A 26,616-nucleotide genomic window follows, 5' to 3' on the forward strand; every position below is an offset into this window, starting at 1 on the left:
TGAGCCAGGATCAAACTCTCCGTTGAAAACAAACAGACACAACCAACAACCCCGGGAAAACGGGGAAAGAAGGCTGCACAAAATTTGAAACCAGCCAAAAACACCAAACCACACCACAGGGGCGGCACGATTCGGCAATTTCAACCAATCAATAAAACAATCGGTATCAACAAACTTGGCACACTATTGAGTTCTCAAACAACAGACACACCCGGCACCACCACAACCCAACCAGGATCATGACTCGCTCCGGAGCAACTTTTCAAACTTACCCGATCACCAACCGCAATGCAAACCGGCGTAACCGCCGAATCCCACGCAATGGAAAGGGTCCCCACCCGAAAAACCGGCGCACAATTCCGCACCATTTTTCAGGCTGTTCAACAAGGGGGTCGGTCGCTATCTTTCCGCTTCAGCGGCGGCGACTCGAATAACTTTACACACGAACACCGGACCACACAAATCGCACCCCCAAGGCCCTCCCCCGCCCCGAAAACCCCGGAAACCCGGGACCCAGCGCTTCTTCGGGGCCCAATCAACCGCCGTCGTACCCCAAACAGGTCCGTGTGCGCTCGGTCACCACCCCGCGGACCCGGCGCCAGCAGCCCCACGGCAGCCAGCCCCGGCGGCTTAAAGCGCAAGGGGCCGGCAACCATGACGGTTGCCGGCCCCTCTCAAGCCACTGGCTTCAGGAGTGCTGAATTACCAGGAAGACTTCGTGATGCCCGGGAGCTCACCGCGGTGAGCCATGTCGCGGAAGCGAACACGGGAGATGCCGAACTTCTGGAAGGTGCCACGCGGGCGGCCATCGATGATGTCGCGGTTGCGGAGGCGGACCGGGGAAGCGTTGCGCGGCAGCTTCTGCAGGCCGAGGCGTGCAGCTTCGCGGGCTTCGTCGGTCGAGTTGGGGTCGACCAGGGCCTTCTTCAGTTCGAGGCGCTTTGCAGCGTAGCGCTCGACGATGACTTTACGCTGTTCGTTCTTAGCGATCATTGACTTCTTAGCCATGTGCTTAGCGCTCCTCTCGGAATTCGACGTGCTTGCGGATCTTGGGATCGTACTTCCGCAGGACCATGCGGTCCGGGTCGTTACGACGGTTCTTGCGCGTCACGTAGGTGTAACCCGTGCCCGCGGTCGACTTAAGCTTGATGATCGGACGTACGTCCTTGTCCTTTGCCACTAGAGCTTCACTCCCCGTGCCAGGATGTCGGCGACGACAACGTCGATGCCGCGTACGTCGATGGTCTTGATGCCACGTGCAGAGACCTGCAGGGTGACATTACGGCGCAGGGACGGAACCCAGTAGCGCTTCTTCTGGATGTTCGGGTCGAACCGGCGCTTGTTGCGGCGGTGCGAGTGCGAAATGCTGTGTCCAAAGCCCGGCTCGGCTCCGGTCACCTGGCAGTGTGCTGCCATGACGACTCTCCTCATGAAAATAAATGAAACGGCAGGCGGAGTTCCGCGTTACCGTGCGATAGGCAGCGTCCGCCGCCAGCTCCCCTCGAACGGGCCCCTCACGACAACGGCCGAAACCGTGCTGCGAGGGAACTGAAGAAGGAGTCCGGGACAACCGTCAGGGAGAACTCGTAAGCCATCACTGCGGTACCCGGATGCCGGGCGAATACAGGAACGCGCGCAACTTGAGCCCCTAACTACCGGCCTCCGGAGCCGCCTGCACTGCAGACTTTTCCGTCAACCGGAGCAATTGCCCACGCTCCGCGCCACCTAGCGCCTACCAAGTCTACGATCTCGCGGAATTAAAGACCAATCCGGGGGTCCGAGGGTGTATATGGCGGTCCCCCGGACATGCGGGGAAGACTTAAGCGGGGCGCAGTTCTTTCACAGCAAAACGAAAGGGAACGGGCAGATTCTGGATTCATGAACACATCGACCCAGACTGCTCAGCAGCCCCTCGCCCGGCGGGCCGGGGCCGGCGGCAACCCGTTTGCGGCGCAGCACCGCCGGCGGATGTTCAGGGGCGACCTGCTCACGGTCATCGCCTGGTCCTCCATCGCAGCCGCCATCGCCCTGTGGCTTGCCGACGGCGGCGCATCCGGCTTCTCCACCCCGGGCGGAACCTTCACGGCCCTGGGCATCGTGGCCGGACTCGCCGGCATGGACCTGGTGCTGCTGATGCTGCTGCTCGCGGCGCGGCTGCCCATCATCGACGGGGCCGTCGGCCACGACCGGGCCCTCGAATTCCACCGCAAGCTGGGGAAACCCGCCCTGTACCTGCTCCTGGCCCACGGCGTCCTGCTGGCGGTCGGCTACGGGATGGCGGACGGCCTGGACCCCGTCAGCGAGGCAGTGTCCCTCTGGGTACAGGTGCCGGACATGTGGCTGGCGTACATCTCCATCCTGCTGTTCATCGCCGTCGTCGTGACCTCCCTGGTGGCCGTGCGCCGCCGCTTCCCCTACGAGTTCTGGTACGCGGTACACCTGCTGACCTACGCCGCGGTCCTGACCGCCATTCCGCACCAGTTCAGCGTCGGCGGGCTCTTCGCCGAGGGCACCTGGCAGCGCTGGTACTGGCTGGCCGTCTGCATCGGGACCGGCGCCGCGTTGGCGCACTACCGGGTCCTGGAGCCGATCGTTGCCACCGTCCGGCACCAGCTGACGGTCAGCCGCGTCGTCTCCGCCGGCCACGGCGTGGTCAGCATCGAAATGACTGGCCGGCACCTTGACGAGCTGGCCGGCAGCGGCGGCCGTTTCTTTATCTGGCGGTTCCTTGCCCCCGGCCAGTGGTGGCACCCTCACCCCTTCAGCCTCTCCGCCGAGCCCGTGACGTTCGGGGCCGACGGCGGCGGCCGGCTCAGGATCACGGTCCGGAACCTGGGCCGCGGTTCCGCCGCCCTGGCCCGGCTGGGGCCGGGCACCCGGGTAGCGGTGGAGGGACCGTACGGGCTGTTCAGCTCGGCCTCCCGCAGCCGGCGAAAGGTGGTCCTCATCGGCGCCGGGATCGGCATTACCCCCATCCGGGCGCTGCTCGAGAACACGCCCTTCGCGCCGGGGGAAGCCACGGTGATCCTTCGCGGTCACAATCAGTCCGGCCTGTACCTCGGCGACGAGATCCTGGACCTCTGCCAGCGGCGCGGGGCCACCCTGTTCCACCTGACCGGCCGACGGCCCCGGGGCGTGAGCACCTGGCTGCCCGAGAGCGAGTCCCGCGCCGGCTACCGGCTGGCCAGCTACGCTCCCGACCTGGCCGGCTCCGACATCTACGTCTGCGGCCCGGACGCCTGGGCCCGGAACGTCCTCGACGACGCACGCCAGGCCGGCGTGCGGGAAGAACAACTCCACTACGAAAGGTTTGACTGGTGAGAATTCGCGCAGTAGTTTCCGCGACCCTGGCTTCCGCCGGGATCCTTTTGGCCGGCTGGCAGTCCGGCGCCCACGTGGCCGAATCGGCCAGCGCGGTCGGCACGACGGCGGGAACCGCCGGGACCGGGACCACCGGCACAGGGTCCGCCAAGTCCGGGCTGGGCAGTTCCGCCGGCGGCTCGTCGTCCGGGTCCGCAGCTTCCGGGGACACGTCCTCCGGCACCGGCACCAGCGGCAGCGGCGCGTCTGGATCCTCCGGCAGCTCCTCCGGTTCCTCCAGTGCCGGCGGCACCTTCACCGGGGACTCGGTGCAGACCCGGTTCGGCTCGGTCCAGGTGCAGATCAGCGTCAGCGGCGGCAAGATCACGGACGTCAAGGCGCTGCAGCTCACGGACGAGGACCGCCGCTCGGTGCAGATCAGCAACCGCGCCGCTCCCCTGCTGCGCTCCGAGGTGCTCCAGGCCCAGTCCGCCAACGTCCAGACCATCAGCGGGGCCACCGTCACCAGCTCCGCGTACCTGACCTCGCTGCAGGCGGCCCTCGATGCGGCCCACCTCTAAGCCGGAAAGCCCGGCACTGAAGGCCCGGACATTCCAGTGCATGGGCACCGTCATCGGCCTCACCGTCCCGATGGCGGGGAACGACGACGGCGGCCCCCGGGCCGCGACGGAGGAGGCCCTCGGCTCGGCCGCGGACGCCGTCGAATGCATCTTCCGGGAGCTTGACGGGCAGTTCAGCCTCTACCGGCCGGATTCGGAGGCCAGCCGGGTGGCCCGCCGGGAGGTGACGCCTAAGGAAACCTCGGCTGGCTTCCGGGACCGCTACGCCGAGGCCGCGAACTGGCGGCTGCTGACCGAGGGCTCCTTCACCCCGGAACGTCCCGACGGGGCCCCGGATCTGTCCGGGTTGGTCAAGGGCTATGCGGTCCAGGAGGCCGGGGCCGCCCTGGCGTCGCTGGGGCTGAGGGACTGGTGCCTCAACGCCGGCGGCGACGTGCTGGTCTCCGGCTCGCCGATCGTCGGGACCGCGGCCACCTGGCAGGCCGGCATCGTGGACCCGCAGGACCGCGGCACCCTGCTGGCCGCCTACCCGCTGGGCGGCGGCCACACGGCGCGGGCGCTGGCCACCTCCGGGTCGGCCGAACGCGGCGACCACATCTGGACGCGGGCCACCGGGCCGAGCGAATTCCTCCAGGTCTCGGTCGCCGCGGCGGACATCGTGACCGCCGACGTACTGGCCACCGCGATCGTGGCGGGTGGGCTCCCGATGCTGAACCGCGCCACCGACGGCTGGGACGTCCAGATCCTCGCGGTCAGGCGCGACGGCGGCCTGCTCGCCACACCCGGTTTCCGCGCCTAGCGCTCCCGGCCGTCAGCCCGGCAGGGCATTCGACGCCGCGACCCGGCCGTACCAAAGCCCGCTGGCCTTGGGGATCCGGCGCTGCGTGTCGTACTCCACCCGGACCAGGCCGAAGCGCTGGTGGTAGCCGAAGGCCCACTCGAAGTTATCCAGCAGGGACCAGGCGAAGTAGCCGCGCACGTCCACGCCCTCGGCAATCGCCGCGTGCAGCGCACGGAGGTGCTGTTCGAAGAAGTTCCGGCGGTCCTCGTCGTTGACGAAGCCCGCCGCGTCCGGTTCGTCGTCGTAGGCGGCGCCGTTCTCGGTGATGCAGATCGGGATCCCTGCCGGCCCCGTGTATTCGCGTTGCAGCCGCACCAGCAGCCGGCGCAGCCCGTCGGGCTGGACTTCCCAGCCCATGCCGGTGACGGGGAGGCCGCGGGGAACGGTGTGCACGCCGTCGGCGGCCACCATTGGGGAGGACGGGTCGGGGTCCCGGCCGGCCTCCGCCGTGAAGGCGCTCCCGTGGTAGTAGTTGACGCCCAGGACGTCCAGCGGCGCGGCGATCAGTTCGAGGTCTCCGGGCCGGACGACGTCGGCCATGCCGAGGTGCGCGACGTCGGCCAGGACGTCCGCGGGGTATTCGCCCCGGAAGAGCGGATCCAGGAACAGCCGGTTGGATTGGCCGTCCGCGCGCCGGGCGGCGTCGCGGTCCAGTTCACGGTCCGGGTCCGCGGGGTCCGCGACGGTCAGGTTGAGGGTGATGCCCACGGTGGCGGCGGCGTCCCGGCTCCGGAGCTCCCGCACCGCCAAACCGTGGCCCAGCAGCAGGTGGTGGACGGCGGCGAGGGCGGCCGCCGGGTCCTTGCGGCCGGGGGCGTGAAGGCCGGCGGCGTAGCCCAGGAAAGCCGAGACCCAGGGTTCGTTCAGGGTGGTCCAGAACCGGACCCGGTCCCCCAGCGCCCCGTGCATGAGGGCCGCGAACTCCGCGAACCGTTCGGCGGTCTCTCGGGCTGCCCAGCCGCCCTTGTCCTCCAGCGCCTGGGGCAGGTCCCAGTGGTAGAGCGTGATCCAGGGCGTGATTCCGGCCGCCAGCAGCCGGTCGACCAGGTCCGAGTAGAAGGCGATTCCCTCCGGGTTGGGGGTGACGCCGTCGGGCATGCAGCGGGCCCAGGAGACCGAGAACCGGTAGGCGGCCAGGTTCAAATCCTGCATGAGTCCGATGTCCTGCGCCGTGCGGTGGTAGTGGTCGCAGGCGACGTCGCCGTTGTGCCCGTCAGCCACGGCGCCGGGCACCCGGCTGAAGACGTCCCAGATCGATTCGCCGCGCCCGCCCTCCCGGGCCGCGCCCTCGATCTGGTACGCGGCGGTGGCGGCGCCCCAAAGGAATCCGGGCGGGAAGGTCACTGGGGTGCTGTTCATCCGGTGCTGCTCCTTTGAACGGTGCCGCTCTTTGAAAGAGGGGCGGCGGCCGCTGACCCGCAGGGCCTAGAGGTGGGTCAGCTGAGGATACCGCGGCGAGAGGCCGTCGCCGGAGGACTTCCCGGTGACCCGCCGCATCACCCAGGGCCCGGCGAATTCCCGGACCCAGCGCGCGTTGGCGGCGAGCGCCTCGGAGCGGCTGAGTTCCGGGACCGGGGCCATGGGCGGCACGTCGATGGAATGCTCATGGGCCAGGACGTCGAGGACCCGCCGGGCCATGGTGGCGTGCCCGGCCGGCGACATGTGCATCCGGTCCGTGGCCCACATGCCCCAGTCGTAGTATTCGCTGAAGCGCCAGTAGTCCACCAGCAGTGCCCCGTGGTCGCCGGCGATGCCGCGGACCAGTTCGTTGTAGATGGCGGTGCGGCCACGCATGGTGCTGAAGACCTTGGACCCGCGGGCGTCGAAGCCGGTGAACATCACCACGGTGGCGCCGGTGGCGGTCAGCTTGGCGACGGCCTCGTTGTACTCCACGAGCAGCCCGTCGATGTCGATGGTGGGCCGGAGGATGTCGTTGGCGCCGGCATAGATGGTCACCAGCGTGGGGTTGAGCGCGACGGCGGCGTCCACCTGTTCGGCCAGGATCTGCCGCAGTTTCCGGCCGCGGATGGCCAGGTTGGCGTAGCCGAAGCCCGGGTCCGCGGCCCCGAGCTGCTCGGCGACCCGGTCGGCCCAACCGCGCACCCCGTTGGGGCGGGACGGATCATCGTCGCCGACGCCTTCGGTAAAGGAGTCTCCGAGGGCCACATACCGGGTGCTGAAATCCATGCAGACAGTCTGTCACCCGTTGCCGGAAGCAACCAAGGGGCGCGAAGGCCTACCCGGCCTCGACGGGTCCGTTCTCACGCAGGATCCAGTGGCAGGGGTCCAGCCGGGCCACCACCTTCTCGCCGATCCGGGCGAGGGCGGCGACGTCGTCGGGGTCGAGGGCGTCGAGGAAGAGCTCGCGCACCGCCTCCACGTGGGCGGGGGCGAGCCCCACCAGGGTTTCCAGCCCGGCGTCGGTCAGGTGCGCCGTGGTGACGCGGGCATCCCCCGGGTGGGGCTGGCGTTCCACCCATCCCCGGTTCTGCAGCTTGGTGACCACGTGCGAGAGCCGGGACAGCGAGGCGCTGGTGCGGGCGGCGAGTTCGCTCATCGGCAGGTAGCGGCCCTCCGCCTCGGACAGCATGGCCAGGACGTTGTAGTCGAAGAGGGAGAGCTTCCCGGCCGAGTGCAGCTGGGTGTCCAGCGCGGCCGGCAGCAGGGTGTTGATGCTCAGCTGTGCCAGCCAGGCACGGCGTTCCTCGGCGTTGAGCCAGCGCGGATCGGTCATGGCTCCATTCTAGGAGCCGCGAAGCTTGACGGTTCAACCCTCCATGGTTTTCTATCCCTGCCGGGTCGCCCGGACAGGCGGTACGCTGACGCTATGTACGTCGTGTCGCTCACCTACAAGGTCCCCGAAGAGATCGTCGATTTCCACCTGCCCGCGCACGTTCAGTGGCTGCAGGACGCCTTCGACCGGGGCGTCTTCATGGTGGCCGGGCGCAAGATTCCCCGGACCGGAGGGCTGCTGCTCTCCAATGCCGAGCGCGCGGACCTGGACGCGGCGCTGCTCGCGGACCCGTTCTACGTCAACGGCGTGGCCAACTACGACGTCGAGGAGTTCCACGCCAGCCGGGTGGCCCCCGGCTTCGAGAACCTGCTGGACGCCTAGGCCGCAGCCTCAGGCCAACAGCTTCTTCAGCCCGCCCTTCTCGGGCACCCGCACCGGCTGCGGCCAGCGCGGGGTGAGCTGGTCCCCCAGGGTGACGCCGCGCAGTTTACGGCCGAACAGCGGCAGCACCCAGTCGTGCACCCAGCGCCGCTGCCGCCGTTCCCAGTCGCGGAACCCCAGCGGGGCAGGCGGTTCCCATTCCTTGGGGCTGATGCTGTGCGGTACGCCCAGATGGTCCAGGACCTGCGCGGCGAGGTACTTGTGGCCGGCCTTGGACATGTGGAGCCGGTCGCTGTCCCACATCCTGGGGTCCTGAAACGCCTCGAAGGCCCAGTAGTCCACCAGCACGGCTCCGTACCAGTCGGCCAGTTCCCGGACCCGGCGGTTATAGAGGGTGTTGCGGCGCTTGAAGGGTTCGAGCAGCACGGAGACCTTGACATCGAAGCCGGTGAAGAGCACCACGGTGGCCCCCGAGGCGGTGAGCCGGGCGACCAGGACCTCATAGTCGTCCATCAGGTCCTCGATGTCGGTGCCGAGGTCCAGCAGGTCGTTGCCGCCGGCGTACAGGGTCACCAGGGAGGGTTTCATCGCCAGCGCCGGTTCCAACTGCTCGCCGATGATCTGCCGGAGGCGCTTGCTGCGGATGGCGAGGTTGGCGTATTCCCAGCCCGGGTCCGCCTTCGCCAGCCTCTCGGCCACCCGGTCCGCCCAACCCCGCACGCCATTGGGCAGGTGCTTGCTGCGGTCCCCGACGCCCTCGGTGAAGGAATCGCCGAGGGCGACGTAAACCCGCCGCCCGTCCGGGCCCGGATGCAAGAGGTTCGCGGCCATGCCGCCACGGTAGCGCCGCCGGCCAACCAGCCGGTGCCGGGACGGTGAACTCCGGGCGGCGGCTTGGCACCGGGACGGTGCCGCCCGCTCTCCCTCACCCTGCCTAGAGCTCCGCCCGGCCCCGCCGCCAGTACCCCATGAAGGCGACGTTCGCCCGGTCGATCCCCGCCTCGCGGACCAGATAGCGCCGCAGCTCCCGGACGGTGCCCGCCTCGCCGGCGATCCAGGCGTAGAACGGGCTGGCCGGGACACTTTCCGGGGTCTCCCACAGGAGGGCCGCGTCTTCCGTCACCGCTTCCGCCTCCGGGGCGGCCGCCCCCGTCAGGGCGCCGCGGCCATCCGGGCGGGAGACGATGTCCCGGACGGCGTCCCGGAGCAGTTCGCCGAGCGGCCGGCCTCCGTCGGAAGGTTTCCCCGCGGCCGCGGTGCGGCGCGGGAGCCAGGTGACGGCGACGTCGGCCTCTGTGGTGATGTGCCGGATGTCGCCGGCGTCGGCGACCTCCAGGACGGCGTCGCCGCTCAGGTGCGGGGGCAGGCTCTCGAGGATCGCGCAGATCGCCGGGACCGCCGTCTCGTCCCCGGCCAGCAGGATCCGCCGGGCGGCGCCGGGCCGCCACTCGATGCCGGCGTAGGTCTCCTCCAGCACGCAGTGTGCGGCGCGGCTGTTCGGGCCGATCAGGGTGACGCGGTCCCCGGGCCGGGTCTGCCGGGCCCACGTGGCACCCGGGCCTTCGGCGTCCGCTCCGCTGCCGTCCATTCCGGCGCCCCCGTGAGCGTGCAGCACGATGTCGACGTCGATCTCGGGGTAGACGGCGTCCAGCCGGGCCCGCCGGACGGTGTAGGTGCGCATGGTCCCGCGGACGTCCGGGTCCATGGCCAGCCATTGGCGGTACCAGCCGGGTTCCTCGACCCGGAAGGCCGGGAGGGGCATCGCGGTTCCGTCCGCCGCCCGCGACGGGAGCACCAGCTTCACCCGGAGGTCCAGGGTGGGGCCGTGCACGCCGAAGTCGCGCAGCGCGTAGCCGCCGAGGGTGATCCGCCGGAAGCCGGGACTGAGGTCCCGCACTGCTGAGACGGTGACGTCGAAGGCGCGGGACATCGGCTGCTCTGCGAGGGTTTCGGGGTCCGGGTGCCGGGCTGTGCGCTGCGCGGTCACGGGACCGTCACCATCCCGTTGCCGCCGCCCGGGGCAAGCACGGTGTGGTGGCGCCCGATCGGCAGCACCAGCGGGGTGCCGGATACCGGGTCGGGCATCACCCGGCATTCCAGGCCGAACACCTCCCGAATCAACTTCTCTGTGACCACCGCCGCGGAGGCGCCCTGGGCCACGATCCGCCCCGCCTTGAGGGCGATGAGGTGGTCCGCGTACCGTGCGGCCAGGTTCAGGTCGTGCAGCACGACCACCACCGTGGTGCCGCGGCGTCGGTTCAGGTCGGTCAGCAGGTCCAGCACCTCCACCTGATGCGCGAGGTCCAGGTAGGTGGTGGGTTCGTCCAGCAGCAGCAGCCCGGTCTCCTGTGCCAGGGCCATGGCAATCCAGACCCGCTGGCGCTGGCCGCCCGAGAGCTCGTCGACGTCGCGGCCGGCAAGGTGCGCGGTGTCCGTGGCCGCCAGCGCCCGGTCGACGGCCTCCCCATCCGCCCGGCTCCACCCGCCGAAGGCGCCGCGGTGGGGATAGCGGCCACGGCCGACGAGGTCCCGGACGAGGAGTCCGGCCGGCGCGGAGGGATGCTGCGGGAGCAGTCCCATCTGCCGGGCGAGGTCCCGGGCCGGACGGGACCGGATGTTCAGGCCGTCGAGGGTGACGGCGCCGCCCGCGGGCTTGAGCAGCCGGGACAGGCCGCGGAGCAGGGTGGACTTGCCGCAGGCGTTGGCGCCCACGATCATGGTCACCTTCCCGGGCGGAATCGTGCAGCTAAGGCCGGCCACCACCGGCGTGGTTCCGTACTCGAGGGTGAGATCCTGTGCGGCGAGTTCTGCCATCTCAGGTGTCCTTTCGGTTGGCGGTGGCCAGCAGCCACAGCAGGAAGGGCGCGCCCAGCGCCCCGGTCACAACCCCCACGGGGAGGACGGTTCCGGCCAGGAGCAGCGGGGCGACGTTCGCGGCGAGGAAGTCGGCGGAGAGGACGATCAGCATCCCGGTCAGGGCCGCGGCGGGCAGGCTGGTCCGGCGGGTCAGGCGGCGGGAAATTGGGCCGGCGAGGAAGGCGACGAAGGCCACCGGGCCGGCCACCGCCGTCGCGCAGGCCGCGAGGCCGACGCCGGCCGCCACGACGCCCAACCGGGTGGCGCCGACCCGCACGCCGAGCCCCGCGGCGGCGTCGTCGCCGAGTTCGACCATCCGCAGGGGCCGCGCCAGGGCGGCGGCCGCCGGGATCAGCACCAGCAGGGCCGCGGCCAGAATCCCCGCCCGTTCCCATCCCGCGGAGTTCAGCGAGCCGCTGAGCCAGACCAGGGCATCCGCGGCGGTCCGGATGTCGGAGCGGGTCATGAGGAAACTGACCACCGCCTGCAGCGCCGCGGCGATTCCGACGCCGGCCAGGATCAGCCGCCCGCCGGCCGCCCCGCTCCCGCCGGTACCGCGGCGGGAGATCGCGTAGATCAGGAGGGCGACGGCGAGGGCGCCCGCGAGCGCGGCCCCGGACACGGCGGCGCCGGAGGCCCCGAAGACCACGATGGCCGTGACCGCCGCGGCGCTCGCCCCGTAGCTGATGCCGATGATGTCCGGGCTGGCCAGCGGGTTCCGCAGCAAAGTCTGGAACAGCGCCCCCGAGAGGCCGAAGGCGGCGCCGACCATGGCGCCCGTGACCGCCCGCGGCAGCTTCAGCTCCATCACCATGAAACTCACCGTCGGGATCCTGGGGGCACCGCTGAAGTGCGCGCCCAAAACCCTCCACAGGTCCGGAACGGTGACGGTGTAGCTGCCCAGCAGGACCGACGCCGTGAACACCCCGCCGGCGGCGAATGCCAGCAGCACCGCCGGCCGGGACGGCCGCAGGGGCAGCAGCCGGGCGCTCACAGCGCGGCCCCCTTGCTCCGGCGGACCAGCCAGACGAAGACGGGGGCGCCCACCAGGGCGGTCATGATCCCGGCGGGCACCTCACCCGGAAGCAGGACCACGCGGCCGGCCAGGTCCGCGAGCAGCAGCAGGCACGGACCCAGCACCAAGGACAGCGGCAGGATCCACCGGTAATCCGGGCCGGAGAGGAGCCGGACCGCGTGCGGCACCACCAGGCCCACGAAGCCGATCGGGCCGGCCAGCGCCGTCGCCGTCCCACAGAGCAGCACCACCCCGAACGCGGTGACCCCGCGGGAGAGCCCGACCCGCTGGCCAAGTCCGCGGGCCACGTCGTCCCCCAGGGCCAGGCCATTCAGGGCGCGCCCGGCACCCACCACAATCACGGCGCCTGCGGCCAGGAACGGCAGCCCGGCAAGCACCACGGACCAGTCCCGTCCGGCGAGTCCCCCCACCTGCCAGAACCGGAACCGGTCCAGGGTGTCCTGGCTGGAGATCAGGACCACGTTCATCAGCGAGAACAATGCTGCGCTCAGGGCGGCACCGGCGAGGGCGAGCTTCACCGGGGTGGCGCCGCCCCGGCCCGCCGCGGCGATCAGGTAGACCACGACGGCGGCCGCCGCGGCCCCGGCGAACGCGAGCCAGAGGTACCCGGTCAGCGAGGTCACCCCCGCGAGGTGGATGCCGGCGACCACGGCCAGCGCCGCCCCCGCGTTGACGCCCAGGATTCCCGGGTCCGCCAGGGGGTTGCGGGCCACCCCCTGCATGGCGGCGCCGGCCAGGCCCAGCGCGCCGCCCACCAGGAGCCCCAGCACCGTGCGCGGCACCCGGGCCTGCACCACGGCGTGATCCCCGTTGCCCGGGTCGAACCCGGTCAGGGCCGCGACGACTGTGCCGGGGCTGAGTTGCCGGGCCCCCACCGCCAGCGAGGCCGCGGACACCAGGACCAACGCGGCGACGGTGGCGAGCAGCCAGCCGGCGCGGACGCTCCGCCCCCGGGCCGAAGGCATGGGGCGCCCTACTTTGCCGCGGCGGCGTCCGCCGCGGCCGCGAGCTGGGGAAGGAAGCGGTCCAGCGCCCACGGCAGGCTCAGCGGGGAGGCCGCGGAGATGGAGAGCGTCAGGGTGTTGTCCGGGTCCGCGACCAGGGCACCTTTCCTGATCGCGGGGATCTGGCCGAGCAGGGGGTGCTGCTTGATCGAGTCCGCGGTCTTGGCGTCGGGGATCCAGGTGACGAAGAGGTCCGAGGCGAGCTCGTTGGCTTTTTCGGCGGACCAGGGGATGAAGAACTCTTTGGAATCCTTGGTGTTCGAGGCCACCACGGGGGCCAGGGTCATTCCCAGGCTGGAGAGGAACCGGGGACGGTTGTCGTTGGCGGTGTAGATGTTCACGCCGTCGCTCTTGGCCGGCTCCAGGTTGCCATAGATGAAGGTCTTGCCGGCCAGCTGGGGGTAGGCGGCGGCCTTGTCCCTGACCGTGGCCTCGGTCTTCGCGACCAGGCTGGCGGCCTCGGCCTCCTTGCCCAAAGCCTTGCCGATCATGGCGGTGGAGTCCTGCCAGGCGGTTCCGTAGGCGACGCCGGGCTGCGCCACCACGGGGGCGATGTCGCTGAGCTTGCGGTAGTCCTCCTCGCTGAGGCCGGAGTAGGCGCCGAGGATCACGTCCGGGTTGAGCTTGGCGATTTCGGCGAAGTTGATGCCGTCAGCCTCCGAGTACTGCGTGGGGGCAGTGGCGGAGCCGGCTCCGGCGCCCAGCCGGTCCAGCGCGGCGTCCTTCCACGGCGTCGACGCCCGGCTGTTGCCGCCCCAGTCATTCTTCGGCAGGCCCACCGGCACGACGCCCAGGGCGAGGGCGACGTCGTCGTTGACCCAGGACACGGTGACCACGCGCCGCGGCTGGTGCTCCAGCGTCGTCTCACCGAAGGCGTGCTTGATGGTCACGGGGTACCCGGCGGTGGCGGTCGGGGCGGTCCCAGCCTCCTGCGCGCCGGCGGGGCCGGTGGAGCAGCCGGCCAGGCCTAGGCCGGCGACGACGGCGAGGGCGGCGGCGGCGAGTCCGCGCCGGGAGAAGGAGCGCGGGCTCAGGAGGGGGCCGGCGGAGCGGGTGGGAGGCGTAGCGAGCGGGGACGTCACGATGATCCTTAGGTAGGTGATGCAAACCTAAGTAAGGCTAACCTATCCTCATGCTGATTACGCAAGCTTTGAGTGACGTAATTGCCTCGGGCACCTCGCCGGCCCGCGAAGGGCGGACTGGACACCGGGTTCCGCGTTTGCGAGGATGGCGGGGCCGGGCATCGGAAACCGGCGCCGGAAGGTCAGAAACCACCTCCGGATGCGACGAGGGAAAGTGGGCGGACATCATGGCGATGACTCCAGCCGCAGTCAGCGGGGTGGCCGTTGCGGCCTGCATCGCGCCCGCGCCGTCGCCGGCCTTCTCCACCATGTACGGACCCGCAGCGGCCTAACGCCGCCGCGCCTCCCCACCGGAATCGCAGGCCGGCAGCTGCCTGCCCCCTCCCCCCGCGCGTCCAACGCGCCGGCCGGAGCTCTCCGATCCCGAAAGACCTTCCCATGTACGAAATCACCGTTGCCCGCATCCGCTCCTCCTTCATCAACGCCAGCCGCTCCGAAGCCGCCAAGCTGACCCTGCCCAGGAACTTCGACAGCCTGGACTGGGATAGCCTCGACTTCCTCGGCTGGCGCGACGGGAAGATGCCGCTGCGCGGCTACCTAATGCTTCCCGGCGCCAACGGGCCCGTCGGCATCATGCTCCGCGCCCCCGAGGGCGGTGCCAAGAAAAACCGCGCGGTGCTGTGCGAACTGTGCCGCGACATCCATTCCAAGGACGACGTGCTGCTCTGGGTGGCCAAGCGGGCCGGACAGTCGGGGCGCAACGGCAACACCGTGGGCACCTTGATCTGTGCGGACTTCGGCTGCTGTCGCAACGTGCGAGTGGCGCCGCCGGTCAACGACATCAACCCGGACCCGGAGGCGGCCGTCGCCCGCCAGGTCGAGGGCCTGATTGCCCGCACCGCGCAGTTCATGGACCGCGTCCGCGGAGCCTGACGGCACCTGCGCGCCCGGGCTCCTTGGGCTGCCCGGGCGCGCCGGCGTCAGCGCAGGATGATGTCCACCGGGTTCGCCTCGGACCGCCAGGCCCCGCCGTCGGCGGCGTCGGGGGCGATCACCGGGGCCGTCAGCACGCCGGAACGGTTGGTGCGCTTGTCCCGGAGGATCTCGGTCACCGAACCGAGGTGCCGGGACAGGTCGATCACATTCTCCGGGGCAGCCAGCAGCAGCTGGAACCCGAATTCGTGCAGCGCCTTGATGCCGGCGCCGGCGAATTCCTCGGAAGCCAGGACGAACGCCTCGTCCATCATGACCGTGCCGTAGGTGGTGAAGCCCTGCTCGGCTATGCCCAGCTGGTAGCTCAGCGCGGCCGCCATGATGAACGCGGTGAAGCGCTGCCGCTCGCCGCCGGACATGGAGCCGGTGTCCGCGTGCATGAACACCTCGGTTTTCTTCGCACCCTTCGCCGCGCCGGACTTGTCAGCGCGGGCTGCCACCTCGCGGTGTTCCTTGCACTGGATGAACAGGTGCCCGCGGACGTCCAGCACCTCGGCGCGCCAGCGGCGGTCCTCCGGGCTCTGCGAGCCGAGCCGCTTCACGAGGGTTTCCAGCGACTTGTACCGGGTGGTGAGTTCGACGTCGTCGTCCGCCGGCGTGGGCGCACCAGCGGTCTTTCCGGGCCTGGCGTGCCGGACCTTGAGGGCGTTCTGGATGGCGTCCTTGAACTGCTTGGCCGTGGCCGGCAGGGTCTGCTTGATGTCCAGCTCCAGGTAACTGCCCTCGTGGAAGTTCACCTGGGACAGGATGCCGTTCAGCGGCAGGATCCGGCTGGTGATGGAGCGCCGTTCCTCGTCCAGCAGGTGCAGCAGCGTGGAGAAGGATTCGTGCGTGCGCTGGTTGAAGAACTGCCGGAATTCGGCCTCCTGGGCGGGCAGGCCGTCGCTGACGATCGCATGGTAGCGGGCCTCGAACTCACCGGCGGCGCCGATGGACGTGCCGTGGTCGGCGGAGATGGCCGTGCCCCACTCGCGGACGAAGCCCTCAAAGATGCGGGTGAGCCGCTCGGCGGTGGCCTGGCCGCGGGACTCTGCGGCGTGCAGTTCGGCCAGCAGCCGGGTCCGCACCTGGTTGGCCAGCAGGTCCAGTTCGTGCATTTCCAGCACGTCGCCGAAGCCGCTGAAGTACTCCGCCAGGGCCGCGGCCGCCTCCGGGGAGGGCGGCTGCTCGGCGAGCCGGCGCCGGGCCGCGTCCAGCAGTGAGTCGGCCGTGGTCAGCTGCGCGTCCAGGGCCTTGTATTCGCTCTGCAGCACGGCGGCGGATTCGGTGCTGGACTGGTGCCGCTGGCGGGCCGTCTCCACCGTGGCCCGCAGCGGTTCCAGGTCCGCCTGGGCGGCGAGGGCGTCCTTGAGCCGCTGTTCGATCCGGGCCAGTTCCTCGGCGGCGACCGCCGCGGACACCTGCTCCCAGGGCCGGTGGTCCTCGGCGACGCGCCGCAGCGCCTCAAGCTGCCGGGTCATGCCCTGGTGCGATTCCTCGCGGTCTTGGGCAAGCTCCGCGGCCCGGGCCAGCTCCCGTTCCAGCTCCTCCACCTGGGCCGCCACCAGGTCCAGCTTGGCGGCGTTGTCGAACCCCAGGACGTAGTCCTGCCGTCCGGTGAACCGGTCATCCTTTTCGACGGTGTGGCGATTGCGCTTGACCACACCGCCCAGGCTGAGGCCCTTGTCCAGGCCGGCGAGCTCGTCCGGGTTCTCGACGCAGGGGTAGGCGAAGTCCAGGGCAATCCGCTCCCGGATCCACTGCCCGGCCTCGGCAATCGCGCTGCCCTCGGGCCCGGCGGAGAGGATGTCCAGCTTGCCCAGCAGGTCGCCGTCGGACGCCTCCGCCACGGCCAGCGCCCCGCCCGCGAGCGGCTTGGAGATGTCGACTGCCCGGAGCGCACCGCGGACAGTGTGGTCGTTGAGGTAGCGGGTGACGGCGGCGAAGTGCTCGCCCGGCACCAGGAGCGTCGTGGCGAGGCTCCGCAGGGCGCGTTCGGCGGCCGGGCGCCAGCGTTCCTGGCCCTCCGCGAGGTCCATCAGCTCCCCGCCGAACGGCATTTGCTCCTCCGGGACCCCGGTGGCGGCGGCGATGGCGGTGCGGTTCTCGATACTCGACGGCGGCAGGAGGGACTTGCGCGTCTTGAGTGAGACGAGTTCCTGCTGGGCCGCGGCGAGTTCACGCTTACGCGCCGCGTGGCTGTCGAACGCCTCGAAGCGCAGTTCCTTCAGCGCCTCGGAGTCGTCCTTGAGCTCGGCCGAGCGCGCGGCGGCCTGCTCGTGGGCCTGCTCCCAGCCGGCGGCGGTCCAGTCGAGCTCCAGACCGGCGTCGCTGAGGGCCTTCCGGGCGGAGGCCTCCACTTCCTCGCGGAGCTTCAGGCCCACCCGGGCGTTTTCCAGCGACTGTTCGATCGCGGAGATCGCGTTTCCGCCCTGGTTGTTGTACTCGGCCTCGAGCTGGCGCAGTTCCTTGGCCAGCCCGTCCCGGACGGCCCGCTCGGCGGCCAGGTCCTTGGCCTTCGCCTGCGCCAGGTCCTTGAACCGGGCCAGGGTCTTCTCGTGCACGGCGACGGCCAGCTGCTGCCGGTAGGCCTCGAATTCCTCGCCGGCCAGTTCCCGCAGCCGGTTCGCGTCCAGCAGCGACTGGGCGTACTCCTTGTTCAGGCCGGGGACCGGGGCCAGCTGGTCGCGCTGCTGGCGGACGTCCTCGAGCCGCTGCCTGATGGACATGAGGTTGCTGAATTCCTCGACGACGTCGTCCGCGGCGGCCAGGGTGGCGGGGGCGTCCAGCACCTGGTCGCGGAAGAACGTGTTTACGCTGCCGCCGAGGCCCTTGCCGGCCTGGATGACGCGCAGCAGCGGCAGTGCCTGGTCCGAGTTGATCCCCAGCAGGCGGCGGAACCGCTCGGCGAAGGCCTTGTGCACGTCGAAGATCTGGGCGTCCGGGAAGATGGCATCCAGCGTGGACTTGGTGAACCGCTTCTCCGCGATCCCCTCGACCTTGGCCAGGTCCAGCGGCTTGTTGTCGATCAGGTAGAACCGGCCGACGCTGGATTCGGTGCCGTTCTTGGGCAGGTCGAAGAGCGCCGAGATGGTGACCCGGGTCCCGGCGGCGTTGTCGAACGTCAGCGCGACGGCGGACCAGGTGGCACCGGGGCGCTGGTAGGCACTGGCCGAGCCCTCGCCGACGGCCTTGTCCCCCACCTTGCCGCGCATATACGTGAACGTGGTCCGCTTGTCCTCCACGGCCCCGCCGGCCCGTTGCGCCGCAGCCTCATTGGACCGCGGCCGGGCATCGAAGACGCGCAGCATCGCGTCGAACAGCGTGGACTTGCCGACGCCGGAGTTGCCCGTCAGCAGCGTGCCGTTGCGGTCCACGTGCATCGTATGCGCGCCATGGAATGTACCCCAGTTGACCACCTGCACCAGGGCCAGGCGCATCTGTCCGGGGTTCGTCAGCTCGCCCATCGGCAGCATGGTTGCAATGCTCATTCGGCGGCCTCCGCTTCCGTGGTGGGGCTGAGTGACGCCGACGGCGATGCCGCCCCCGCCCCTTCGCCGGACGGCTCTGCTGCAAGCAGCGGGCCGTCCGGCTCCGACAGGCCCGATGCCACTCCCGGGGCGGCATCGCCGTCGTCGTCTATGGCGTCGTCACCATCCGCGTCGTCCCCAACCTCACCGTCCGGAACAGCGTCCCCATCGAGTTCGAGGAGGGGTTCGGTGCCGGTGGGGTCGGTGCCGGCGGCGATCAGGGCTTCGATGTGCGCCGGGATGTCGCCGATGTTCTCGAAGGGCAGGGCCAGCGGGAGGGCGTTGGAGATGGTGTACACGTCGTCGAGGCCGGTGCCCAACAGCAACTGGCGGGCCAGGAGCTTGGCGATGGCGCGGTTGACGACGTCGGCGTCGCGCAGGGCGTCCTGCTGGCCGGCGGGCTGGTAGTGGGCCACTAGGTCGGCGATTTCCTCCCGCGTGATGGTCGGGTCCGTCTGGGCGGTGACGTGCCGGTCCAGCAGCAGCCGCAGCCGGAGCAGCACGATCGTCTCGACCCGGCTGAGGGCCCGCTGCTGGCGCAGGATGCTGGAGCGGGCGCTGCCGCCGATGGCCTCCGGGTCCACCGGACGCAGGACGGCGACCTTGCGCTCGTGGTCCAGCTGCAGGGTCAGGAACAGCTCGGAGAGCCGGCTGCGCAGGATCAACTGGTTGTCCAGCAGCGTGGTCCAGAGTTTCTCGTCCCGGCCGCCGTCGATGTAGGGGCCCTTGAGCAGCTTCACCAGCGCCTGCCGCACCTTCATCGGCAGCACCCCGGTGTCGCCGGGGAAGAGGGCCGCGCCGTCGACGAAGGTGTCGCGGGGAGTCACCGTGAACGGGTCCGCGTGCGCCCGGGTTGCGGCCGTTTCGGCCCCGGCGTCGGGCGTTTCCTGCGGCGATTCGGTCATCTTCAGTCCTCTTTAAGCGTGACGACGGGGAGGTAGGCGGTGCGGGTGGACCCGTCGATTTGTTCGAAGTCCAGCGGCTGCCAACCGCCGCGGTCGAATCCGGCGCCCTGGTGCAGCGCGTGGGAGAGCAGCGCCCGGATGGAGTTGATGTGGCGTTCGTCGGCGGGGAGCTGCTCCCAGGCTTCGGCGAGGGTGGCCGCCCCGGCGACGGCGCCGCGGATGGCGGCCGGGTTGGCCTTGCCGGTGCGCGGCGAGCGCGCCCGGTCCGAGTCGCTGAAGGCGATCGGGTCCGCCAGCTTGGGCGGGGCCGCGAACTCGTCCGGGTCGAAGAGCTTGATCATGGCCAGCGACTCGAAGCCCGCGTTGTAGAGCACCGGCCCGCGGACCAGGCCGGGCCGCTCGCGCTCGTACGGCAGCGAGCGGATCGCCTGCTCGGCCTCCCGCAGCACCTTCCGCAGCCGCACCGACTGGCGGTAGTCGTCGCTCTGCACGTAGGTATTCAGGCTCTCGCTGAGCTTGCCGTAGATCCGCTGGATCTGGCTGTGCTGGCTGCGGAGCTCGGCGACGAGGTTCTTCAGCGTCTCCCGTTCCTCCTGGCTGAGGTCGTCGGCGAACTGGCGGCTGAGCACCTCGCCGATCGCGGAACGGAACCGCAGCTGCTGCTGGGGGTCCTCCAGGAAGGCGGTAAAGGACCGGAACGTCCTGCCCTCGGGACTTTGCCGGAGCCGCTTGTCCGCCTCCAGGACCTGGGCCATCGTGGCGCCCTTGCTGAGCGACTCCTCGATGATCTGGTTGCGGAGTTCGCCCACCAGTTCCTCGATCCGGTCACGCATCTTCTTGTAGTCGGCGGGCAGGCTAGCCGCGAGGTCCAGGATGTTGCCCGCGGCCTCGACGGCTTCCTCGTCGTCGAGCAGGCCGTCGAATTCCCCGGAGCTGATGTCCTCGATCAGCTGACGCCGTTCGCCGATCTCTTCCTGGAGCGCCTCCAGCCGGGCGCTCTGGTCCGGGTTGGTTTCGTTGGCCAGCTTCTCGACGTCGCCCAGCAACGTGCCCAGGCGGGATCCGTTGAGGGTGGAGCGTTCGCTGGAGAGGCTGTCCAGGAACGCCAGCACGCGGGCCGCCGGTTCGGTGACCTCATAGACAATCTGGCCCGACTGGTTGCGGCGGGTGAGGAAGTTCTTCCGGGTCCATTCGTCGCCGAAGGCCTTGCCGTTCGCCGACCCGCCGAGGCCCGGCTCCTGGCGGCGGAGCTGCTCGAGGAAGGCGTCGACGTCGGCGTGGAACTGTTCCAGCGGCAATTGCGGCCGGGTGCGGGTGAAGGAGGCCTGCAGGACGGCGATCACCCAGGGGGCGGAGCGGGTCAGCGCCCACGCGGGTCCCTTGGTCAGCAGTTCCAACTCGCGCAGCCGGGCGCTGATGGCGTCCGCGGAGGACAGGGCGGATCCGGGCACGCAACTCTCCTCTCGCTGCCGGGGGACGGCAGCGACGCAAAACTGCCAGCTACAAGGTTAACTCAGGCACCGCCGGCGCCGGCCTCGCTGCCCCGCGCTGCGCCCGCCGACGGGGGTGCGCATGTTTCTGGTGGGGCTCCTGCGATCTGTTCGTGACCTACCACCGGGTAGCGTCTCGATCCCGTATCAAGAGCGTCCGACGCGCCCCGGGACTCTGGAACCGGCCCCCTCCACAGCCCTACGCTCGGGCTACTGATTCAGCCGAAGCGCCGTTGCAGGAGGAAGAATGCAGTTCGATGCGAGCCTGTTTGATCTGACCACGGTGGAAACCGGGACCCTGGTGTTTGGCGGGACCCTGCTGTTCGCCGCCGTCCTCGCCCTGTTCATCATGACGGCTGCGACGGTGGCCCTGGCGCTGCTGGGCGTGGGCAAGCTGGCCTGGTTCCTCGTCGTCCGGACCCTCGTCGGCGTGGTCTCCGGGATCAATGCGGGGTGGGAGCACCTGGTTCACCAGGCGGGCCGGGTGGAACTGACCGGCGACTTCCCGGGCGAACTGATTGGGCACTCGTCCCCTAGCACCGGCACCTACCCGCGAGTAGTCTTGCGGGACAGCTGAAGGGTCCTCCACCCGCGGCGGATCCAGGGCTTGAGCCGGCCAGTCCGGTGAGGGGAGATGCCCAGTGAGCTCCGCCGTCGACAACCCAGCCGCCCCCGATCCGGGGCCGGACACCGGACAGCCCGCCGTCGAGGCCCCGCCGGCCGATGAGCTGGGCGCCGGCGCCACGGCGGACACCGCCCGCGCCGTCGCCGAGGCCGCCCGGGATACCAGTTGGGACCGGCCCAGCTTCGCGAAGGGCCTGTACCTTGGCAGCTTCGACCCGGGCCTGATCCATCCATGGCCGCAGGCACCCGCGGACGACGTCGAACGCGGCGAGGCGTTCATGGAGCGGCTCACGGTCTACTGCCGCACCATGTCCGGCCGGGTGATCGAGCGGGAGGCGAAAATCCCGGACGAATACATCAAGGGTTTGGCGGACCTGGGCGCGTTCGGCATGAAGATTCCCCGCGAGTACGGCGGCCTGGGCCTCACGCTGGTCTACTACGGCCGCGCGCTGGCGCTGCTGGGCTCGGTGCATCCGAGCCTGGGGGCGCTGCTCTCCGCCCACCAGTCGATCGGCGTACCCGAACCGGTCAAGGTGTTCGGCACAGCGGAGCAGAAGCGCGAGTACCTGCCCCGGTGCGCGGCCGGCGCGATCACCGCGTTCCTGCTCACCGAGCCCGACGTCGGCAGCGACCCCGCGCGGATGGGCAGCACCGCCGTGCCCTCGGACGACGGCTCCTCCTACCTGCTCGACGGGGTGAAGCTGTGGACCACCAACGGGGTGATTGCCGAGTTGGTGGTGGTCATGGCCGTGGTGCCGCCGCACACGGACCCGGACGGCACCGCGCACCGGGGCGGCATCAGCGCGTTCGTGGTGGAGATGGACTCGCCCGGCATCACGGTGGAGAACCGCAACGCGTTCATGGGCCTGCGGGGCATCGAGAACGGCGTCACCCGCTTCCACCGGGTTCGGGTGCCCGCCGCCAACCGGCTGGGACGGGAGGGTCAGGGCCTCAAGATCGCCCTGACCACGCTGAATACCGGCCGTTTGAGCATCCCGGCCCTCTGCGTGGCGTCGGGTCGCTGGAGCCTCAAGATCGCGCGGGAGTGGTCCAACGCCCGCACCCAGTGGGGCCGCCCGGTGGGCCGGCACGAGGCGGTGGGAAAGAAGATTGCCTTCATCGCGGCGAGCGCCTTCGCCCTGGATGCGGTCTTCGAACTGTGCGCCGAGCTGGCCGACGCCGGGCAGAAGGACGTCCGGATCGAGGCGGCGCTGGCGAAGCTCTGGTCTACGGAGATCAGCTGCCGGATCGCGGACGAGCTGGTGCAGATCCGAGGCGGCCGCGGCTTCGAGACGGCGGACTCCCTGCAGGCACGCGGTGAGCGGGCGGTGCCGGCCGAGCAACAGCTGCGGGATATGCGGATCAACCGGATCTTCGAGGGATCCTCGGAGATCATGCGGCTGCTGATCGCGCGGGAGGCCGTGGACGCGCACCTGGCCGCCGCGGGCGCGCTGGCCACCGCGGACGCCAGCCTGCCGGACAAGGCCCGGGCCGCCGTCGGCGCCTCAGGGTTCTACGCCCGCTGGCTGCCGAAGCTGCTCGCCGGCAACGGCATGGACCCGCGGTCCTACGGCGAATTCGGCCGGCTGGCACGGCACCTGCGGTACGTCGAGCGCGCCTCACGGAAACTGGCGCGCCAGACCTTCTACGGAATGGGCCGCTGGCAGGCGGGCCTGGAGCACAAACAGGCGTTCCTGGGCCGGATCGTGGACATCGGCGCCGAGCTGTTCGCCATCTCCGCCTGCTGCTCCCGGGCCGAGATGCTGCTGCACACCGCGCCGGAGCGCGGGGCCTCCGCCTACGAACTGGCCGATGCCTACTGCGCGCAGGCCCGGGTGCGGGTCGAGGAATACTTCGACCAGCTCTGGCGGAACACCGACGACGGCGACCGCGCCCTGACGGTGAGGGTGCTGGCAGGCGACTACGAGTGGCTGGAGGCCGGCGTGCTGGACCAGTCGGAGGGCACCGGGCCGTGGATCGCCGACGCCTCCCCGCGCGAGTCGAAAGCGGAAAACCTGCACCGGAGCTACCGCTGACCTGCGGCAACATCCGCGATCCCTAATAATAAGCAACCTTGCTATTAAGTGTGGTTGCGTGGTTAGGTATGGCAAGACCTGATGACGGTCGAAGCATTGCCGTGCCCGGCCGGACCAGCCGGCACGGGTCCCCCAATGAAAGCGAGCAGCCATCATGAGCAGCACAGCAGGGCCCGAAGACCGCACCCCCCGCCGCGAGAGCACGGCGGACGTCGAACCGGGCCGCGACGCCCGGATCCACGACGCCCGGCAGGACAGCGCCGAGCCCGTCCGCCCCGCCGGGACCGAGACCGTCCGGCCCGCCGAAGAGCACGCCGGCCACCACGCCGAGCACCGCGCGGAGACTCCCGCCGCGGCCGCAGCCGAGACGCGCGCCGAGAACCGTGAACTCCGGGCGGAAGACAGGGCCGGCCACTCCACCGAGACCCGCGCCATGCCCGCCGCCGCCGGCGCCGCAACGGGTGCCGCCGCCGCAACGGCCGCCCGGGACCACCACGACAACCGGCCCATCCACGGCTCGCGCGACCCCCGCCAGGACGGCCTGGACCGCCCCGACCGACTGGACCGGGAGACCGTCGTCGAGGAGGTCCCCACCCGCGAAACGGTCGTGGCCCGTGAAAAGGAACAGTTCGGCGGCATCAAGGTCGGCTCCGCCTTCTTCGGCTGGCTCGCCGCCACCGGCATGGCCGTGATCCTGACCGCACTGGTGGCCGCCGCCGGCACCGCCGTCGGCCTCGCCACCAACACCAACGTGAACGATGCCGTGAACCAGGCCTCCGGCAACCAGACCGTGGGCCTCGCCGGGATCATCACCCTTCTGGTGATCCTGTTCCTGTCGTACTACTGCGGCGGGTACGTGGCCGGCCGGATGGCGCGGTTCAATGGCGCGCGGCAGGGCCTCATGGTGTGGATCTGGGCGCTGATCGCCGCCGTCGTCGTCGCCATCCTGGCCATGACCGCCGGCCAGAAGTTCGACGTCCTGGCCAACCTGAACAGCTTCCCGCGCATCCCGGTCAACGAGGGCGACCTCACCACCACCAGCGTGATCGCCGCCGTCGTGGTGGCCGTCGTGGCCCTGGTCGGCGCCATGCTGGGCGGCCTCGCGGGCATGCGCTTCCACCGCAAGGTGGACCGCGCGGGCTTCACCCCGGTGGAAACGGTCGTGGAGCGCTAGCTCCAGCCCCCTTCGGGGAACGGCACCGCTAGCGGCCTTCGACGCCGTCGAGGTAGTACCAGCGCCGGTCCAGCCGGCGGAACCGGCTGGTCTCGCGCTGGACGCCGCGCTCCCCGCCCACCCGGTAATGGGCCGCGAACTCGACCGTTCCCTCGCTGTCCAGGGGACCGCCGCGGTGGGTTGCGAGGATGTCCAGCCGCCGCCACTGGATCTCCGGATCCAGGTCCAGCTCCGCCGGCCGGGTCTCCGGGTGCCAGGTGCGGAGCAGGTAGTCCGGATCCAGGACCACGAACGCGCTGTACCGGGACCGCATCAGCTGCTCGGCGGTCGGTGCCTCCGCTTCCCCGCGGTGGTACCGGCCGCAGCACTGCCCGTACTGCTCACCGGAGAGGCACGGGCACCGGCCCTCGAACCCTGACTGCTGCACGTGATTCCCTTTCCTCGCCCGATCCCTCGTGGTCCGGAGCTGACACCGACTATATGCCGCTGCCGCGCCACCGAGGGACCGAAAGTATCGGCTTGGACACATCCTGGATCCGCCGACGTTTCCCGGCGCGTCGGCGGCCGATTCTCCGTAAGGTTAACGGTGGCCGGGAACGGCCCGCAGCAGGCTTGGAAGGGAGAGGCGACGTGGAAGACCCGACGACCACCGCCATGAATCTGACCTACGCCGGCACCCTCGTGATCGGCGTCGTCATGTTCGTCGGCGTCGCGGCGGCCTTCGTCATCACCCTCCTGCTCGCCGGCCTCGGCAGGCTCATCGCCACGCTGGGCATGGCCCTCTTCGGGCGCCGCGCCGGCGCGCCCCGCGTACCGAAAATCAGCCCGAAACTGAAGCCGGCCCGCAAGGAACCACAGATTTCCCCGGAATGGGCGGCCGCCGTCGAACGCGCCGATGCCCGGGCCCGAGCACGGGCCGAGGCGGCCGCGGCACCCGAGGTCACCGTCTCCGTCCGCGAGCTCCCCGCCGCCGGCCACCCGGAGCGCAAGGCCAGCTGAGCCCTTACCGGGCCCGGGTATCTGGGCTACGTTGGGACCCATGGAATTCAGATACCTCGGCCACAGCGGCTTCAAGATCTCGGAAATCACCTTCGGCAACTGGCTCACCCACGGCTCGCAGGTGGAAAACGACGTCGCCACCCAGTGCGTGCGGGCGGCGCTCGACGCCGGAATCAGCACCTTCGACACGGCCGACGTCTACGCCAACACCGCCGCCGAGACCGTCCTCGGCGAGGCGCTCAAGGGCGAGCGGCGCGAATCCCTGGAAATCTTCACCAAGGTCTTCGGCCCCACCGGCCCCAAGGGCCACAACGATCTGGGGCTGTCCCGCAAGCACATCATGGAGTCCATTAACGGCTCCCTGTCCCGGCTGCAGACCGACTACGTTGACCTCTACCAGGCCCACCGGTACGACTTCGAGACCCCGCTGGAAGAGACCATGCAGGCCTTCGCCGACATCGTCCGGCAGGGCAAGGCGCTGTACATCGGCGTGAGCGAATGGACCGCGCAGCAGATCCGCGACGGCCACGCCCTAGCCAAGGAGCTCGGCTTCCAGCTGATCTCCAACCAGCCGCAGTACTCCATGCTCTGGCGCGTCATCGAGGCAGAGGTGGTCCCCACGTCCGAAGAGCTCGGCCTGTCCCAGATCGTCTGGTCCCCCATGGCCCAGGGCGTGCTCAGCGGCAAGTACCACCCGGGCAAGCCCGCGCCGGAGGGCAGCCGCGCCACCGATTCCAAGGGTGGCGCGCGGATGATCGAGCGCTGGATGTCCGACGAGGTGCTCACCGGGGTGCAGCAACTCAAGCCCATCGCCGACGAGGCCGGGCTGACCATGGCGCAGCTGAGCATCGCCTGGGTGCTGCAGAACAAGAACGTCGCCTCCGCCATCATGGGCGCTTCCCGCCCCGAACAGATCGAGAAGAACGTCGCTGCGGCCGGCGTGAAGCTGGACCAGGGCATCATGGACAAGATCGATGCGGCCATCGGTTCGCTGGCCGAGCGCGATCCGGCGCAGACCAAGTCCCCGGCGTCGCGCGAGGCCTGACGGGGGCTGTTCACCCCGCTCGGGGG

At 70.2% G+C, this 26,616-nt stretch carries 26 protein-coding genes; 10 read left to right on the top strand and 16 right to left on the bottom strand.

Going from position 1 to position 26,616, the window contains the following annotated elements; translation table 11 throughout:
- Positions 1 to 702: 702 nt before the first annotated feature.
- The 3 genes from rpsN to rpmB are packed head-to-tail and all read right to left on the bottom strand — an operon-like array spanning position 703 to position 1,416.
- Positions 703 to 1,008, bottom strand: a complete 306-nt coding sequence (rpsN, locus tag ACFUCU_RS03825; RefSeq protein ID WP_043485315.1) for a 30S ribosomal protein S14 — start codon at positions 1,006 to 1,008, stop codon at positions 703 to 705.
- A gap of 4 nt (positions 1,009 to 1,012) precedes the next feature.
- On the bottom strand, positions 1,013 to 1,180 hold the full coding sequence (rpmG, locus tag ACFUCU_RS03830; RefSeq protein WP_290257284.1) for a 50S ribosomal protein L33: 168 nt from the start codon (positions 1,178 to 1,180) through the stop codon (positions 1,013 to 1,015).
- Positions 1,180 to 1,416, bottom strand: coding sequence for a 50S ribosomal protein L28 (rpmB, locus tag ACFUCU_RS03835; protein WP_056737118.1), 237 nt, complete (start codon positions 1,414 to 1,416; stop codon positions 1,180 to 1,182). Before rpmB ends, rpmG begins: the two co-directional genes overlap by 1 nt.
- 462 nt (positions 1,417 to 1,878) lie before the next feature.
- Between rpmB and ACFUCU_RS03840 the strand changes: the two genes are divergently transcribed.
- Genes ACFUCU_RS03840 through ACFUCU_RS03850 form a run of 3 tightly spaced genes read left to right on the top strand, consistent with a single transcriptional unit; the run spans position 1,879 to position 4,680 of the window.
- The gene (locus tag ACFUCU_RS03840; RefSeq protein ID WP_377970821.1) at positions 1,879 to 3,321 is read left to right on the top strand and encodes a ferric reductase-like transmembrane domain-containing protein; all 1,443 of its coding nucleotides are present in this window, start codon (positions 1,879 to 1,881) and stop codon (positions 3,319 to 3,321) included.
- Positions 3,318 to 3,881: an FMN-binding protein gene (locus ACFUCU_RS03845; protein WP_290257282.1), complete on the top strand. Its 564-nt coding sequence runs from the start codon at positions 3,318 to 3,320 to the stop codon at positions 3,879 to 3,881. The genes ACFUCU_RS03840 and ACFUCU_RS03845 overlap by 4 nt, the downstream gene beginning before the upstream one ends.
- 40 nt (positions 3,882 to 3,921) lie before the next feature.
- Positions 3,922 to 4,680, top strand: a complete 759-nt coding sequence (locus ACFUCU_RS03850; protein WP_377970822.1) for an FAD:protein FMN transferase — start codon at positions 3,922 to 3,924, stop codon at positions 4,678 to 4,680.
- Positions 4,681 to 4,692: 12 nt separating this feature from the next.
- On the opposite strand, the gene ACFUCU_RS03855 is transcribed toward ACFUCU_RS03850, so the two are convergent.
- The 3 genes from ACFUCU_RS03855 to ACFUCU_RS03865 all read right to left on the bottom strand — a co-directional run bounded on the left by ACFUCU_RS03855 (position 4,693) and on the right by ACFUCU_RS03865 (position 7,456).
- Positions 4,693 to 6,081 (bottom strand): GH1 family beta-glucosidase, encoded by a 1,389-nt coding sequence (locus tag ACFUCU_RS03855; RefSeq protein WP_377970824.1) that lies wholly within the window; start codon positions 6,079 to 6,081, stop codon positions 4,693 to 4,695.
- A 66-nt stretch (positions 6,082 to 6,147) separates the two neighbouring features.
- The gene (locus ACFUCU_RS03860; RefSeq protein WP_290257279.1) at positions 6,148 to 6,909 is read right to left on the bottom strand and encodes an SGNH/GDSL hydrolase family protein; all 762 of its coding nucleotides are present in this window, start codon (positions 6,907 to 6,909) and stop codon (positions 6,148 to 6,150) included.
- Between the two features lie 49 nt (positions 6,910 to 6,958).
- Complete coding sequence (locus ACFUCU_RS03865) at positions 6,959 to 7,456, bottom strand: MarR family winged helix-turn-helix transcriptional regulator (protein WP_290257278.1); 498 nt, start codon at positions 7,454 to 7,456, stop codon at positions 6,959 to 6,961.
- 93 nt (positions 7,457 to 7,549) lie between these two features.
- Here ACFUCU_RS03865 and ACFUCU_RS03870 point away from each other — a divergent pair, with 93 nt between their 5' ends.
- Positions 7,550 to 7,837, top strand: coding sequence for a YciI family protein (locus ACFUCU_RS03870; RefSeq protein WP_377970827.1), 288 nt, complete (start codon positions 7,550 to 7,552; stop codon positions 7,835 to 7,837).
- A 9-nt stretch (positions 7,838 to 7,846) separates the two neighbouring features.
- On the opposite strand, the gene ACFUCU_RS03875 is transcribed toward ACFUCU_RS03870, so the two are convergent.
- From ACFUCU_RS03875 to ACFUCU_RS03900, 6 genes are all read right to left on the bottom strand, one after another.
- Entirely contained in the window at positions 7,847 to 8,668 is an 822-nt protein-coding gene (locus ACFUCU_RS03875) for an SGNH/GDSL hydrolase family protein (protein ID WP_377970829.1), read from the bottom strand.
- A 103-nt stretch (positions 8,669 to 8,771) separates the two neighbouring features.
- Positions 8,772 to 9,767 carry a siderophore-interacting protein gene (locus tag ACFUCU_RS03880; RefSeq protein ID WP_377971316.1) on the bottom strand — a complete coding sequence of 332 codons (996 nt, stop codon included), beginning with the start codon at positions 9,765 to 9,767 and terminating at the stop codon, positions 8,772 to 8,774.
- A 53-nt stretch (positions 9,768 to 9,820) separates the two neighbouring features.
- On the bottom strand, positions 9,821 to 10,651 hold the full coding sequence (locus tag ACFUCU_RS03885; protein ID WP_377970831.1) for an ABC transporter ATP-binding protein: 831 nt from the start codon (positions 10,649 to 10,651) through the stop codon (positions 9,821 to 9,823).
- Between the two features lies 1 nt (position 10,652).
- Positions 10,653 to 11,666, bottom strand: a complete 1,014-nt coding sequence (locus ACFUCU_RS03890; protein WP_377971317.1) for a FecCD family ABC transporter permease — start codon at positions 11,664 to 11,666, stop codon at positions 10,653 to 10,655.
- 17 nt (positions 11,667 to 11,683) lie between these two features.
- The gene (locus tag ACFUCU_RS03895) at positions 11,684 to 12,694 is read right to left on the bottom strand and encodes a FecCD family ABC transporter permease (protein ID WP_377970833.1); all 1,011 of its coding nucleotides are present in this window, start codon (positions 12,692 to 12,694) and stop codon (positions 11,684 to 11,686) included.
- Between the two features lie 8 nt (positions 12,695 to 12,702).
- Complete coding sequence (locus ACFUCU_RS03900; RefSeq protein WP_377970835.1) at positions 12,703 to 13,815, bottom strand: iron-siderophore ABC transporter substrate-binding protein; 1,113 nt, start codon at positions 13,813 to 13,815, stop codon at positions 12,703 to 12,705.
- Between the two features lie 438 nt (positions 13,816 to 14,253).
- Between ACFUCU_RS03900 and ACFUCU_RS03905 the strand changes: the two genes are divergently transcribed.
- A complete protein-coding gene (locus tag ACFUCU_RS03905) occupies positions 14,254 to 14,748 on the top strand; it encodes an FBP domain-containing protein (RefSeq protein WP_377970836.1) in 495 nt (164 codons plus the stop codon).
- A gap of 47 nt (positions 14,749 to 14,795) precedes the next feature.
- On the opposite strand, the gene ACFUCU_RS03910 is transcribed toward ACFUCU_RS03905, so the two are convergent.
- From ACFUCU_RS03910 to ACFUCU_RS03920, 3 genes are read right to left on the bottom strand one after another with little or no spacing between them, the layout of a single operon-like run.
- Positions 14,796 to 18,278, bottom strand: a complete 3,483-nt coding sequence (locus ACFUCU_RS03910; RefSeq protein ID WP_377970838.1) for an ATP-binding protein — start codon at positions 18,276 to 18,278, stop codon at positions 14,796 to 14,798.
- Positions 18,275 to 19,222: a DUF4194 domain-containing protein gene (locus ACFUCU_RS03915; RefSeq protein WP_377970840.1), complete on the bottom strand. Its 948-nt coding sequence runs from the start codon at positions 19,220 to 19,222 to the stop codon at positions 18,275 to 18,277. Before ACFUCU_RS03915 ends, ACFUCU_RS03910 begins: the two co-directional genes overlap by 4 nt.
- 2 nt (positions 19,223 to 19,224) lie before the next feature.
- Entirely contained in the window at positions 19,225 to 20,673 is a 1,449-nt protein-coding gene (locus tag ACFUCU_RS03920) for a DUF3375 family protein (RefSeq protein ID WP_377970841.1), read from the bottom strand.
- Between the two features lie 286 nt (positions 20,674 to 20,959).
- Between ACFUCU_RS03920 and ACFUCU_RS03925 the strand changes: the two genes are divergently transcribed.
- From ACFUCU_RS03925 to ACFUCU_RS03935, 3 genes are all read left to right on the top strand, one after another.
- Entirely contained in the window at positions 20,960 to 21,289 is a 330-nt protein-coding gene (locus ACFUCU_RS03925; protein WP_377970843.1) for a hypothetical protein, read from the top strand.
- A 64-nt stretch (positions 21,290 to 21,353) separates the two neighbouring features.
- Positions 21,354 to 23,372, top strand: coding sequence for an acyl-CoA dehydrogenase family protein (locus ACFUCU_RS03930; RefSeq protein ID WP_377970844.1), 2,019 nt, complete (start codon positions 21,354 to 21,356; stop codon positions 23,370 to 23,372).
- 433 nt (positions 23,373 to 23,805) lie between these two features.
- The gene (locus ACFUCU_RS03935) at positions 23,806 to 24,546 is read left to right on the top strand and encodes a hypothetical protein (protein WP_290257319.1); all 741 of its coding nucleotides are present in this window, start codon (positions 23,806 to 23,808) and stop codon (positions 24,544 to 24,546) included.
- 28 nt (positions 24,547 to 24,574) lie between these two features.
- Here ACFUCU_RS03935 and ACFUCU_RS03940 read toward each other — a convergent pair whose 3' ends face one another.
- A complete protein-coding gene (locus tag ACFUCU_RS03940) occupies positions 24,575 to 24,973 on the bottom strand; it encodes a YchJ family protein (protein WP_290257269.1) in 399 nt (132 codons plus the stop codon).
- Positions 24,974 to 25,176: 203 nt separating this feature from the next.
- Here ACFUCU_RS03940 and ACFUCU_RS03945 point away from each other — a divergent pair, with 203 nt between their 5' ends.
- Positions 25,177 to 25,545 carry a hypothetical protein gene (locus ACFUCU_RS03945; protein ID WP_377970846.1) on the top strand — a complete coding sequence of 123 codons (369 nt, stop codon included), beginning with the start codon at positions 25,177 to 25,179 and terminating at the stop codon, positions 25,543 to 25,545.
- Positions 25,546 to 25,585: 40 nt separating this feature from the next.
- Entirely contained in the window at positions 25,586 to 26,590 is a 1,005-nt protein-coding gene (locus ACFUCU_RS03950; RefSeq protein WP_290257267.1) for an aldo/keto reductase family protein, read from the top strand.
- Positions 26,591 to 26,616: the final 26 nt, after the last annotated feature.

Source organism: Arthrobacter sp. NPDC057259 (assembly GCF_042668995.1).
Classification (GTDB): domain Bacteria; phylum Actinomycetota; class Actinomycetes; order Actinomycetales; family Micrococcaceae; genus Arthrobacter.

Bases quoted from the DNA above. Each gene is read 5' to 3' on its own strand.
- ACFUCU_RS03850 (WP_377970822.1), top strand. From the start codon at position 3,922: ATGGGCACCGTCATCGGCCTCACCGTCCCGATGGCGGGGAACGACGAC.
- ACFUCU_RS03870 (WP_377970827.1), top strand. From the start codon at position 7,550: ATGTACGTCGTGTCGCTCACCTACAAGGTCCCCGAAGAGATCGTCGAT.
- ACFUCU_RS03860 (WP_290257279.1), bottom strand. From the start codon at position 6,909: ATGGATTTCAGCACCCGGTATGTGGCCCTCGGAGACTCCTTTACCGAA.
- ACFUCU_RS03855 (WP_377970824.1), bottom strand. From the start codon at position 6,081: ATGAACAGCACCCCAGTGACCTTCCCGCCCGGATTCCTTTGGGGCGCC.
- ACFUCU_RS03865 (WP_290257278.1), bottom strand. From the start codon at position 7,456: ATGACCGATCCGCGCTGGCTCAACGCCGAGGAACGCCGTGCCTGGCTG.
- ACFUCU_RS03950 (WP_290257267.1), top strand. From the start codon at position 25,586: ATGGAATTCAGATACCTCGGCCACAGCGGCTTCAAGATCTCGGAAATC.
- ACFUCU_RS03885 (WP_377970831.1), bottom strand. From the start codon at position 10,651: ATGGCAGAACTCGCCGCACAGGATCTCACCCTCGAGTACGGAACCACG.
- ACFUCU_RS03925 (WP_377970843.1), top strand. From the start codon at position 20,960: ATGCAGTTCGATGCGAGCCTGTTTGATCTGACCACGGTGGAAACCGGG.
- ACFUCU_RS03895 (WP_377970833.1), bottom strand. From the start codon at position 12,694: ATGCCTTCGGCCCGGGGGCGGAGCGTCCGCGCCGGCTGGCTGCTCGCC.
- ACFUCU_RS03910 (WP_377970838.1), bottom strand. From the start codon at position 18,278: ATGAGCATTGCAACCATGCTGCCGATGGGCGAGCTGACGAACCCCGGA.
- rpsN (WP_043485315.1), bottom strand. From the start codon at position 1,008: ATGGCTAAGAAGTCAATGATCGCTAAGAACGAACAGCGTAAAGTCATC.
- ACFUCU_RS03935 (WP_290257319.1), top strand. From the start codon at position 23,806: ATGCCCGCCGCCGCCGGCGCCGCAACGGGTGCCGCCGCCGCAACGGCC.
- ACFUCU_RS03915 (WP_377970840.1), bottom strand. From the start codon at position 19,222: ATGACCGAATCGCCGCAGGAAACGCCCGACGCCGGGGCCGAAACGGCC.
- ACFUCU_RS03875 (WP_377970829.1), bottom strand. From the start codon at position 8,668: ATGGCCGCGAACCTCTTGCATCCGGGCCCGGACGGGCGGCGGGTTTAC.
- ACFUCU_RS03905 (WP_377970836.1), top strand. From the start codon at position 14,254: ATGTACGAAATCACCGTTGCCCGCATCCGCTCCTCCTTCATCAACGCC.
- ACFUCU_RS03840 (WP_377970821.1), top strand. From the start codon at position 1,879: ATGAACACATCGACCCAGACTGCTCAGCAGCCCCTCGCCCGGCGGGCC.
- ACFUCU_RS03880 (WP_377971316.1), bottom strand. From the start codon at position 9,767: ATGTCCCGCGCCTTCGACGTCACCGTCTCAGCAGTGCGGGACCTCAGT.
- rpmB (WP_056737118.1), bottom strand. From the start codon at position 1,416: ATGGCAGCACACTGCCAGGTGACCGGAGCCGAGCCGGGCTTTGGACAC.